The sequence below is a fragment of the Marinomonas sp. UCMA 3892 genome (genome assembly GCF_012726345.1).
In the GTDB taxonomy this organism is placed as follows: domain Bacteria; phylum Pseudomonadota; class Gammaproteobacteria; order Pseudomonadales; family Marinomonadaceae; genus Marinomonas.
Genome location: NZ_PTXN01000022.1, coordinates 31,725 through 43,978 on the forward strand (window position 1 = coordinate 31,725; position 12,254 = coordinate 43,978).

At 43.0% G+C, this 12,254-nt stretch carries 6 protein-coding genes; 3 read left to right on the plus strand and 3 right to left on the minus strand.

Translation table 11 applies throughout. The features are described 5' to 3' along the window. The first annotated feature begins 73 nt into the window (after positions 1-73). Positions 74-1,972: a methyl-accepting chemotaxis protein gene (locus B6N13_RS21315; RefSeq protein ID WP_169460536.1), complete on the plus strand. Its 1,899-nt coding sequence runs from the start codon at positions 74-76 to the stop codon at positions 1,970-1,972. Between the two features lie 90 nt (positions 1,973-2,062). On the opposite strand, the gene B6N13_RS21320 is transcribed toward B6N13_RS21315, so the two are convergent. Both B6N13_RS21320 and rluC read right to left on the minus strand, forming a co-directional pair. Continuing rightward, on the minus strand, positions 2,063-3,529 hold the full coding sequence (locus B6N13_RS21320) for an anion permease (protein ID WP_169460537.1): 1,467 nt from the start codon (positions 3,527-3,529) through the stop codon (positions 2,063-2,065). Positions 3,530-3,719: 190 nt separating this feature from the next. Beyond that, complete coding sequence (gene rluC, locus B6N13_RS21325) at positions 3,720-4,691, minus strand: 23S rRNA pseudouridine(955/2504/2580) synthase RluC (RefSeq protein ID WP_169460538.1); 972 nt, start codon at positions 4,689-4,691, stop codon at positions 3,720-3,722. Between the two features lie 473 nt (positions 4,692-5,164). On the opposite strand from rluC, the gene rne reads away from it, so the two are divergent. Next, positions 5,165-8,407, plus strand: coding sequence for a ribonuclease E (gene rne / locus B6N13_RS21330; protein WP_169460539.1), 3,243 nt, complete (start codon positions 5,165-5,167; stop codon positions 8,405-8,407). A gap of 125 nt (positions 8,408-8,532) precedes the next feature. Beyond that, positions 8,533-10,182 carry a SulP family inorganic anion transporter gene (locus B6N13_RS21335; protein WP_169460540.1) on the plus strand — a complete coding sequence of 550 codons (1,650 nt, stop codon included), beginning with the start codon at positions 8,533-8,535 and terminating at the stop codon, positions 10,180-10,182. An 84-nt stretch (positions 10,183-10,266) separates the two neighbouring features. On the opposite strand, the gene aceF is transcribed toward B6N13_RS21335, so the two are convergent. Next, positions 10,267-12,195 carry a dihydrolipoyllysine-residue acetyltransferase gene (gene aceF / locus B6N13_RS21340; protein ID WP_169460541.1) on the minus strand — a complete coding sequence of 643 codons (1,929 nt, stop codon included), beginning with the start codon at positions 12,193-12,195 and terminating at the stop codon, positions 10,267-10,269. Positions 12,196-12,254: the final 59 nt, after the last annotated feature.

Here is a 12,254-nt window from a genome sequence, read left to right on the forward strand (position 1 = left end):
GGTTACCTGAATAATAAGGATAATATTTAACCGCCCCGCCTCTAACCCTAAAGAATAGCTAGGAAGTATTCTCATGAAAAAATTTCTCGAAGACAGACAAATAGGCACTAAACTTGGTTTGGGCTTTGGATCTGTATTATTACTTGCCCTGATTGTTGGAATGGTCGGTATTTTTGGTGTAAATACTTTACTTGACAGAGCAGACAAAGTTCGTCTTTCCAACGATTTAGACGATACTGTTGTAGAAATGCAAAGAGCCAGAGAGCTTTTTGTCGCATCAGGCTCTTCAAAAGATAAAGATGATTTAATTCGTCGCACAGATGTTCTAGCAGCTTTTTTAAAAGAAGGGGAAAAAATCTATAACGGCGCGGATGTGAGAGAACTGGTAAAACAAACGGATCAAAGCCTTATCGAGTATAAAAAGGCATTAACCATTCTTACTGATGCTCGAAAAAACTGGGAAGCGATTGACAATGAAGCCACAAGAATACGCCTTAATATATTTAACGAATATGACCAAATCATTAAACCGCTACGCCAGAAAAATGACATAGAAAATTTGAATACAGCTTTAGATGTCGCAAACAGCTGGTATGCTTTGACATCAGAGATAAATGACCATGTCATCAAAAAAGAAAATATACCTTTAGAGCTTGTTACAACGAGATTCCAAGCGATTATCAACAAGACAAAAAACTTACAGCTATCAGGTGACCTTCAAAGTAGGCAACAAACCATTCTATCTCTTTTGAGCCAATACGAAGACCTTGGGAAAAGAAATCCTGCTGTTAATGCAGAGCTTGTAAAAGCACAAAAAAACCTAATTGCTCTGTCCACTATGATGAATGATAAAATCGATTCAATCACACTCCTCCAAGAAAAGAAGAGCAAAAGTGATGGTGATAGAGTCTCAACCGTTCTAATTACGGTAACTATCATTGCTATCTTAATGGGGATTTTCTTTGCTTTGCTAATTCGCCATATGATCGTAAAACCAATGAATGACGTTAAGGTAGCCGTTGAGAAAATATCTAATGGCGACTTAACCCAGACATTAAAAACTGATCGCAAAGACGAACTTGGTCAACTATATAACAATATCGGAACCATGAGCCGCACTCTAAACACACTCATTTCCGAAGTGATTACCGGCGTTCTAAATTTAAGTTCAACCAGCGAGCAATTAGAAAAGATATCAAAGCAAGGACAAACCATGATGCAGTCTCAAAAAGACGAGACAGATCAAGTTGCCACAGCGATAAATGAAATGTCTTCGACAGTTTCTGAAGTGGCTCGTAACGCAGAAACAGCAGCAGAAGCGACAACCAAAACAGACAATATAGTTAATCAGGGAAATTTGAAGGTATCAGACACGGCGAGATCAATCGAGTCGCTAGCTAGCGACTTAACTGTAACCAGCACAGCAATGGAACAACTTAAAATACGTACTGATAATGTCGGAAACGTACTAGAGGTTATTAAAGCCGTTGCGGAGCAGACCAATTTACTAGCGCTAAATGCGGCAATAGAAGCGGCACGAGCTGGTGAAGCAGGACGAGGCTTTGCAGTAGTAGCAGACGAAGTGCGTGGACTAGCGAGCAGAACTCAAAGTTCAGCTAAAGAGATTGAGGACTTAATTGTCGAATTGCAAAACGGCGCCCAAGAATCTCTGGATAAAATGCTACGAAGCCGTGATTTGTCTACTCAAAATGCCGAACAAGCTAAAGAGGTATTGGCTCTTTTCGCAAACATTAGTGAACAAGTTGGCTATGTCCAAGATATGAACAATCAAATAGCGACAGCTGCGGAAGAACAATCTCAAGTATCTGATGAAATAAATCGCAGTGTTGAAAATGTCCGCCAGTTAGCAGATCGAACCACTGAAGGCTCTATCGAATCTGTTGCTGCCGTTAGTAACTTGAGAGCATTAAGCCACCAACTCAAATCACTAACAGATCGCTTTAAAATCTAGCTAAAACCTCGTTAATGATGACTAAAAAATAAATACCAGCAGCCACCTAATTACATCCGAAATGGGTGGCTCTTTTATTTAAATTCTCAATCACCAGTAACCCAACACCTTCCACCACAATCCGCCTATAATGCCCCATACAGCTAAATTCACCACACTCATAATAAAGCCCATAATCCACCAGTCTTCCATGGAAACATAACCCGAACCAAAGATAATCGGCGATGTGCCTGTAGCATAATGAGTTAATGACATCATCAAAGAAGACGCACCAGCCAGTAACAGACCAAGATACAAAGGTGGCGCACCCAATGCCAACCCCGCAGCATAAAAAGCCGCAAACATAGCTGTAATATGTGCGGTTGTACTGGCAAAGAAATAATGCACATAGAAATAAATGGCGACCAAGATGACGACAGAAATAGCCCAATCAAATCCTAAGTGTTCAATATTGCTTTCAACAACAGTCGAAAACCATTGCACCAAACCAAGCTTATTCAAAAAAGTGGCCATCATCACCAAGGCTGAGAACCATACAACCGTATCCCAAGCGGATTTTTCTTTGAGCACGTCATCCCAGCTCAAAACACCTGTTACTAATAAAACAGACAAGCCTAAAAATGCTACCGCCGTTGTATTCACCGCATAGTCTGCACCGAACAACATTGCAGGAATACCAGCCCAAAGAATAAGTAAAAGAGCAAACACCGCCACCATGACTTTTTCTCCATAAGACATAGGCCCCATTTCGGCGAGTCGAGATTTTGCGTAAGTTTTTGCATCTGGTGTACTTTTAATCTCGGGAGGATAAATGGCATAAACAACCAAAGGCACAAGTGCAATACACACCAACCCAGGCAAAAGTGCCGCTAGCGCCCATGTTCCCCAAGTAATGCTAATATTAGCGCCAGTGGCGTCAGAGATTAATTTAACAATTAAGGGATTGGGTGCGGTTGCAGTAATGAACATAGCCGACGTAATGGGGTTTATATGGTAATTGACCAAGGCAAGATAATGACCAATCTTACGAGAGGTTCCCTCCTCTGGGGAAGAACCAAAACTAGTAGCGATGGATTTCATAATCGGATGAATTATACCGCCACCCCGTGCAGTATTACTCGGCGTTACCGGTGCGATAACCAATTCTGAAACAGCCAAAGCGTAGCCAATACCAATGGTCTTTTTACCAAACAAAGAAATAAAATAGTAACCAATACGGTTTCCAAGCCCTGTTTTCGCTAAGCCTCGTGAAATAACAATCGCAATACCGATCAACCAAATCAGAGAATTCGAAAAGCCACTCAACGCATCTTTAATCGCCCCAGCAGGCGTATCACTAGTAACACCAGTTAACGCCACTAGAGTAATCGCCAAGATTGCGAGTGCACCGATTGGCATCGCTTTCCCTATAATGGCAACCACTGTACCAACAAATAAAGCCAACAAATGCCAGGCATTAGTGGATACACCATCAGGTACGGGCACAACAAACCAAATTAATTCCGTGATAAAAATAGAAATGAGTCCCGGAATGATCCGGATATCAGGGGCTTTCATGAGATATCCTTTTATCTTTGAAAAAGTTCCCCCAATAAAGACAAGGGAATCATTGTTCTATGTTAAAACACTTAGTAATAAAAAAAGGTGATACATATCATAGAAGCAAGACTCGCTAACAATAAGGCAAAAAAAAAGACCTGCCTCAGCAAGTCTTTTTTGTAAACATAACCATAAGTACTAATGAAAATTAAGAAAAAACCCCGGTCAGATTTTCATTCATTAAAGCTTGCCACTCTTCATCAATCGGAGCCTCAAACAGCATGCGCTCTCCATTCAACATAATGTCTAATCGGGTCGCGTGCAAACATAGACGTTTAAAGCCAAGAGCTCTTGTCTCTTTTAAGGACTCAGCAGGCGAATATTTTTCATCGCCAACAATCGGATAACCTGCATATTGGGTATGAACTCGAATTTGATGCGTACGCCCTGTTACTGGCTCACACTCAACCAAACTATAACCTTCAAACTGTCGAACAAGTTTAAACCGAGTCAAACTCTCTTTTCCATCAGTATGCACTCTGACAACACGCTCACCAGATTGCAGCTCATTTTTTAATAAAGGTGCGTTAACTTGTAATTTTCTTTTAGGCCAGCTGCCATAAACCAATGCAAGGTAAGTTTTTTGCACGCCTTCTTTTTCGCGTAATGCGGTATGCAATTCTTTGAGGACAGCGCGCTTCTTAGCGACCATGATCAGACCAGAAGTATCACGGTCAAGTCGATGAACAAGCTCAATAAACTTCTCTAGCGGCCGCATTTGGCGAATAACTTCAACCAAACCGAAACTCAAACCACTGCCACCATGAACGGCTAAGCCGGAAGGTTTATTAATGACGATCAACCCCTTGTCCTCGTAGACAATGCGTGATTCTATCTCGCTTTTAAGGCGATCTGACAAGACAGGCTTGTCGGATTCTGGCGCAATAACAATTGGCGCAATACGTACAACATCTTCATTTTGAAGGCGATAGTCAGGCTTGGTTCGCTTCTTATTGACGCGAATTTCCCCTTTCCTAAGTAAGTTGTAAATCTTGCCTTTCGGAACACCCTTTAAAAAGGTAACCAAAAAATTATCGATTCGCTGACCCGTATTATTGTCGTCAATCGTGACGTAACGAACCGCGGGACGCTCTGCTGATTTTAGTTCTGAGTCCGACATAAGCTAAGATTGGTTTCCTTTATAATTGAAGCACTTAGTTTTTACTGTTATATTCACATTCGCAAAGGGTAAGAGGCAACAAAACACCTCGAAGATAAGATGCAAGAATTGAATGACAATTGCCGAAGCGACACTTTGGCCCCCTATCTTACCTCTGTAACAGTTAATCTTAAATAATAAACCGCATGATTCGGAAAAATCCGCTTCAGTGGAAGGAACTCTCATTAAAATTGCTAGGCCGCGCGTTCGCGTTGTTTCGTAAAAGCAAAGAAACGAGACCGGTTAAAGAGACTATTTAGTATTGATCACGGCAGCGACCGCATAAAAGCGTTTAAAATATAATAAACGAATCGCGTACTCCTCTCGCCAGAGAACACTGAATGACTTGCTCTAATTCTGAGTCAGATTTATTAATGGTTACCCTATCACTGTTGTGACTCTTTCGTAATCAGCTAACAGAGTTCACACATATAATGATTAGAATGCTTATTAATGCAACTCAACAAGAAGAGTTGCGCGTCGCCCTAGTAGACGGACAACGTCTATATGATCTAGACATCGAATCCGGTTCACGCGAACAAAAGAAGTCAAATATATATAAAGGCCGCATCACTCGCATTGAGCCGAGTCTAGAAGCTGCTTTTGTTGACTTCGGCGCAGATCGCCATGGTTTCTTACCTTTAAAAGAAATTTCCAAGACCTACTTTTCCAAAAAATCGAACCATGAAGGCCGAATTAACATCAAAGATGTGTTAAGCGAAGGTCAAGAAGTGATTGTGCAAGTGGATAAAGAAGAACGCGGCAATAAAGGTGCTGCTTTAACCACTTTCGTTAGCTTAGCAGGTCGTTATTTGGTTTTGATGCCAAATAATCCTCGAGCTGGTGGCATATCTCGTCGTATCGACGGTGATGACAGATCACACCTTAAAGAAGCTATGTCAGGTTTGAACACGCCAGAAAATGGTGGCCTTATTGTTCGTACTGCTGGCGTTGGTCGCTCAACTGAAGAATTGCAGTGGGATTTGGATTACCTTGATACTCTATGGTCTTCCATTACTAAAGCCGCATCTGAAAAACCTGCTCCTTTCTTAATCTATCAAGAAAGCAACATCGTTATCCGCGCCATTCGCGATTATTTACGTGAAGATATTGGCGAAGTACTAATTGATGAGAAAAGCGCCTACCAAGACGCGATCAACTTCGTTATGCAAGTAATGCCGCACTTTAAGTCGCGCATTAAAATGTATACCGACTCAACTCCTCTGTTTAACCGCTTCCAGATCGAAACTCAGATCGAAACGGCTTTCCAGCGTGAAGTCCGCCTACCTTCTGGTGGCTCTATTGTTATCGATCCGACAGAAGCCTTAGTTTCTATCGATATTAACTCGGCTCGCGCTACAAAAGGCGGAGACATAGAAGAGACAGCATTACAAACCAACTTAGAAGCAGCAGACGAAATTGCTCGCCAATTACGCCTTCGTGACATTGGCGGCTTGGTTGTTATCGACTTCATCGATATGACACCAGTACGCAACCAGAAAGAAGTTGAAACCCGCATGAAGAACGCCCTAGAGGCGGATCGTGCTCGCGTTCAACTTGGCCGCATTTCTCGCTTCGGTTTGCTAGAAATGTCACGTCAGCGCCTACGCCCTTCCCTTGGTGAAACAAGTGGTATCGTTTGTCCTCGCTGTAATGGCCAAGGATTCATCCGTGACGTGGAATCTCTAGCGCTTTCTGTACTTCGCCTAATCGAAGAAGAATGCTCTAAAGAGCGCACAGCTCAAATTCGTGCCGTTTTACCAGTATCAGTTGCAACTTTCTTATTAAACGAGAAACGCACTAACATTGCTAAAATTGAAAAACGTAACAATGTTCATATTATTCTTGTACCAAATCCTCATATGGAAACGCCACACTTTGAAGTAGAGCGTATTCGTGATGACAGTACAGTTGTTTCACAGAATGAAAACAGCTACACATTGGTAGAAACACCAGAGCAGCCGCCGTACGAGCCTCGAAAAGCAAATGAAAACGTTCGCCCACAGGCCGCTGTAACCAGTATAGCTCCTAAAGCACCTGCTCCCGAGCACACTGCACCAGCAGCAACTACACCAAAAGTGGTTAAAGCACAGGACAAGCCAAGCCTACTTAAACGCATCATAACGGCATTATTTGGCGAAACTCAAAGCAAGCCAAAACAAAAAACCGTTAGCAAAACGCCTCCTGTAGCACCTTCACAAAATGATCGTGATACATCAAGCAAGCCTAATGGCAACCGTGTAAATAGAAACAAACGTAACGTTAAGCATCAAAATGCAGATCGTGACGACAACAATACAGCTGAAAAAAATCGCTCTACTCGCCAATCACGCAGAGAACAAGCTGAATCTGGAACGAAAGGCACTAGCAATAACCGCCGCAACAATCGCGGTAATAAACAAGAAACTCAAGAACCAAGAGTTGAGAAGCAAGAAGCCGCTGTAAAAGCAGCTCCGCGCCAACCACAGAAAGAAGTTCCAGAAGTTAAAGAACGCAAACGTGATCGCAATGACAACCGTCGTCGCAATGGCAAACTAAAAGACGAAGCACTAGAAGCCACTAAACTACAAGAGCAAGAGGATGCCGCTCTAGTAGAAGCCGCCCAAAATGCCGAAGTAGAAAATCACGAAAACGGTGATGAGCCTCAACGTCGTTCACGCCGTTCACGCCGTTCACGTCGACCACAAAAAGAAGAAAATAGCGCACCGCAAGAAAATGTTGAATCTGAAAGCGATGAAACACAATCTACGGTAACGGCTGCCGCGCAAACAGAAGAAGTGAAATCAACCACTCCTGAAGTTAAGCAAACTGAAGCAGAAGCGAAATCAGTAGACACGACATCAGAGTTTTCTACAAAAGATGAGCCTGAAGCTGTTGAAGCTGTTGAAGCTGTTGAAGCTGTTGAAGCTGTTGAAGCTGTTGAAGCTGTTGAAGCTGTTGAAGCTGTTGAAGCTGTTGAAGCTGTTGAAGCTGTTGAAGCTGAGAAAGTAGAATCTACTAATGCAGAGCAAGCAACAGAAGAAACTAAAGAAAAATCTCCTGAAGCTAAACCTGCAAAACCCAAAATGTCAGTAAAAGCTCAAATGCGAAAAATTGAGCAAGAGACACCGGAAGTTGCAAGTATTACAACAGAGGAAACCAAAGTAGAACAAGCTGAAGTTGAGCTGAAAACAACAACTTCTACAGCAGAGGTTCAAACGGCAACACCTACTGAAGAGCCTGCGGTTGAAGCAAGCGTAACGGAAGAGATAAAAACCGAAGCGCCAGAAAAACCAACAACAGTAGAAATTAAACCTGCAGCAATAGAGCCTACATCAGAAGTTACTGAAGCTACGACTGATCCAGTCACTTCAGAAACAGTAGCTGTTGATTCCTCTGAAACCAAAGAAGCTGAAGAAGAGAAAGTGCAAAACGCTGCCCGTAGCTCAACTCGAACTCCTCGCCGCGGACGTGGTAAACCAGCCACTAAACAAGCAAACACAGAAGCCAAAGCACCGGTAGAATTACCAGCCGCTATCTTGGCTCAGCAAGAGAAGATTCGTTTAGAGCAAGAAGAGAAGCGTAATGCTGCGACTTCCCGTCGACGTGCATCAACAGGTCGTGTGAAAAACGACCCTAGAATTGCTCGAGAAGAGGAAAAAGGCTCTGAAGCAATTTCAGAAGCTAATGTAGAATAAAAACTACAGCTTCTATCTAGAAAAATACAAAGAGCCCGCATAATGCGGGCTCTTTTGCAAAAAGCGCACTATGGATTATTTCAACGGATTGATTTGAACATAAATAACGGACAGGTAAAAAAACAATGATCATTGATTTTTCTCGCTTTAAAGATTGGACTCTTATAGGCGATTTATTTGGCGGCGCAACCACCGCCATTGTATCACTACCTCTCGCATTAGCGTTTGGCGTTGCCTCAGGAGCTGGCGCAGAAGCAGGACTTTGGGGCGCTATACTCGTCGGCCTATTTGCTGCGATTTTTGGTGGGTCTACCAGCCTAATCTCGGAGCCAACTGGTCCAATGACCGTCATCATGACTGCAGTACTAACAAGTATGATGGCTAGCAGTCCAGAAGGCGGTGTAGCGATGGCCTTTACCGTAGTCATGATCGCCGGTTTATTCCAAATCACACTAGGCTATCTGAAGTTAGGCAAATACATAACACTCATGCCATACAGCGTAATCTCAGGATTTATGTCTGGAATCGGCATTATCTTAATCATCTTACAAATTGCGCCCTTTTTAGGACACGCTTCGCCATCTGGCGGCGTAATGGGAACATTAACAGCATTACCATCCCTTATTGTTAATCTGAAGTTTTCAGAATTATTTCTAGGCTTATTAACACTAGGCGTCTTATTTTATCTTCCCAAACACTGGCGCCGCTATGTACCTCCACAGCTTGTCGCTTTGGTCGCAATAACACTTGTTTCTGTTGTACTGTTTAGCGACTCAGATGTTCGTCGCATTGGTGTTATTCCATCTGGCTTACCGTCTATTCACTGGCCTCACTTTGAACACTCAGTATTTATTGAGATGATCATTAATGGATTAGTGCTTGGCACTTTAGGCTGCATTGATACTTTATTAACAGCTGTCATTGCTGATAGCCTAACCCGCAAAGAGCACGATTCGAATCGAGAGCTTATCGGTCAAGGTACAGCCAACTTTTTCTCTGGCCTGCTTGGCGGACTCCCTGGCGCTGGTGCCACCATGGGAACCGTGGTGAATATACAGTCCGGCGGCAAATCACCACTTGCCGGCATCACAAGAGCCTTTATTCTTTTGCTGGTTGTACTTGGAGCATCCGAACTAATCAGCCCGATCCCCATGGCCGTGCTTGCAGGCATTGCCTTGTATGTTGGTATCAATATACTTGATTGGAGTTTTTTAAAACGCGCCCACAAAGTAGCACTGTCTCCAACCATCATTATGTATGGCGTTATGGCACTTACAGTTTTTGTTGACCTGATGGTCGCGGTAGGAATTGGTGTTTTTATAGCCAACATCATGACCATAGAAAAACTCAGCCGGCTACAGTCGGGAAATGTGAAAGCAATCAGTGATGCTGATGATGACATCCCACTATCGGATGAAGAAAAATCATTACTAGATCAAGCAGACGGAAAAGTATTACTTTTCTATTTATCCGGACCAATGATTTTTGGCGCAAGTAAGGCCATCGCAAAACATCACAACCGAATACATAATTATAAGGCTGTAGTATTAGATCTGAGCGCAGTTCCTATGATGGATTTAACTATTGGCCTTGCATTAGAAAACGCCATCAAAGACGCGATAGAAGCAGACTGTGCCGTTTATATATTTAGTCCCAACGGACAAACAACTGAAAGACTTGAAAAACTTGGCGTCTTAAATAGACTGCCACACAATGCATTTTGCGACTCTAGAAAGTCAGCATTAAGACAAGCGGTTAACAGTCTTCAATCTTAGTAAAATATCTTCATTAATAATTACCCAAAAAAAAGCCGCTTTGTAAGCGGCTTTTTATTTACTTAGCGATTAATCATTAACTCATTAGAGAGACAAGCGACGCACATCACTTAACAATGAGTTCAAGAAGGTCATGAATCGACCAGCATCACCACCATTCACCGCTCTGTGGTCATAAGACAAGCACAATGGCAACATTGTACGAGGCTCAAATTCTTTACCATTCCAACGCGGCTCAATGTCTGCTTTAGAAACACCAAGAATACCTACTTCAGGACAGTTGACGATAGGAGTAAATCCAGTACCACCAATCGCCCCCAAACTAGAAATAGTAAAACAACCACCCTGCATATCAGCAGGCTTAAGTTGCTTATCAAGTGCCTTCTTAATCAGCTCACTCGCTTCTTTTGCAATTTGAATAACTGACTTCTTATCAGCATCACGCAAAACAGGAACAACTAAACCAGCCGGAGAGTCAACAGCAATACCAATGTGTACATATTGTTTCTGAACGTAGCTTTCGCCATCGGCCATTAGCGACACATTGAAGCTAGGATTTGCAACCATAGCTTGTGCAACTGCTTTAATCAGGAATGGAAGTGGCGTCAATTTAACACCCTGTTTCTCCATTTCGCCTTTCAAGCCTTTACGGAAGTCTTCAAGATCTGTGATATCAGCCTTATCAAACTGAGTAACTTGAGGCACAACGAGCGCGTTGCGAACCATGTTTTGAGCAGTTAGGCGCTGAATCTTACTCATCTTAACAACTTCGACATCGCCGAACTTGCTAAAGTCTTGATCAGGTACAGTCGGTAGACCGGAACCTGTCGCTACACCCGCTGGAGCAGATACTGCCTTTTGCACAGCTGCTTTCACGTAGGCATGTAAATCCTCTTTCGTGATACGACCACGAGGGCCTGTAGGACGAACAAGAGATAGATCAACACCTAACTCGCGAGCGAGCATTCGCACTGCTGGGCCTGCGTGAACTTTCTTCGAAGGTTCAGACAATACAGCAGATTGATCCGTGACAGGAGTCGATTTCGCAGAACTGGCTTTAGGCGCTTCAACAGAAGCTGGAGCCGCTTTTTCAGCAACAGGCGCAGGCGCCGCAGCTTCAGAACCACCTTCCACTTCAAGCTCAAGAACAAGATGTCCTTCAGAAACCTTATCACCAACTTTAATAGCAACAGATTTAACTGTTCCTGATTTCGGCGCAGGGATCTCCATGGAAGCCTTATCAGTTTCAAGAACGATAATAGAATCGCCCTCTTTAACCTTATCGCCAGCCGCTACAGCAACTTCGATAACTTCTACACCTTCAGCGCCACCAATGTCAGGAACCTTAACAGACTCGACACCACTAGAAGCTTGTGCAGCCGCCGCAGGAGCAGATGATTTTGGTGTGTCCACTTTTTCTTCCGAAGCAGCAGGAGCTGTTGAAGATGACTCAGTTTTCACCACAAGAATAGCTGTACCTTCGGAAACAGTATCACCCACTTTAATCGAAATTTTACCGATCTTGCCAGTAAATGGCGAAGGTATATCCATAGATGCTTTATCAGTCTCAAGAACGATAATAGAATCGCCCTCTTCAACCATATCGCCTTCAGCAACACAAATCTCAATTACTTCTACGTCAGTCGCACCACCAATATCTGGCACTGAAACATTTTCTTCACTCGAAGATGATGAAGCTGGAGACTGCTCAACAGGCTTATCTTCTTCTGGCGCAGAGTCTTCTACTTTTGCTTCAGGTGCAGATGATTCGCCACCTTCAATTTCAATAATAAGAAGCTCATCACCTTCAGAAACTTTATCACCTTCTTTCACAGAAATGCTTTTTACTTTACCAGCCATAGAGGATGGAACATCCATGGAAGCTTTATCTGTTTCTAAAACAATAATAGATTGGTCCACTTCAATTGTGTCACCAACCGCAATACTGATCTCGATAATTTCGACATCAGTCGCACCACCAATATCCGGTACTCGAATGATTTCAGTACTCACAGAAATCTCCTTTGTCTTATAGACGCATCAAACTTAAAAACTTATCTGACTTAGGCATA

Excerpts from the sequence above, each read along its gene's own strand:
- rne (WP_169460539.1), top strand. The coding sequence starts at position 5,165 with ATGATTAGAATGCTTATTAATGCAACTCAACAAGAAGAGTTGCGCGTC.
- B6N13_RS21315 (WP_169460536.1), top strand. The coding sequence starts at position 74 with ATGAAAAAATTTCTCGAAGACAGACAAATAGGCACTAAACTTGGTTTG.
- B6N13_RS21335 (WP_169460540.1), top strand. The coding sequence starts at position 8,533 with ATGATCATTGATTTTTCTCGCTTTAAAGATTGGACTCTTATAGGCGAT.
- rluC (WP_169460538.1), bottom strand. The coding sequence starts at position 4,691 with ATGTCGGACTCAGAACTAAAATCAGCAGAGCGTCCCGCGGTTCGTTAC.
- B6N13_RS21320 (WP_169460537.1), bottom strand. The coding sequence starts at position 3,529 with ATGAAAGCCCCTGATATCCGGATCATTCCGGGACTCATTTCTATTTTT.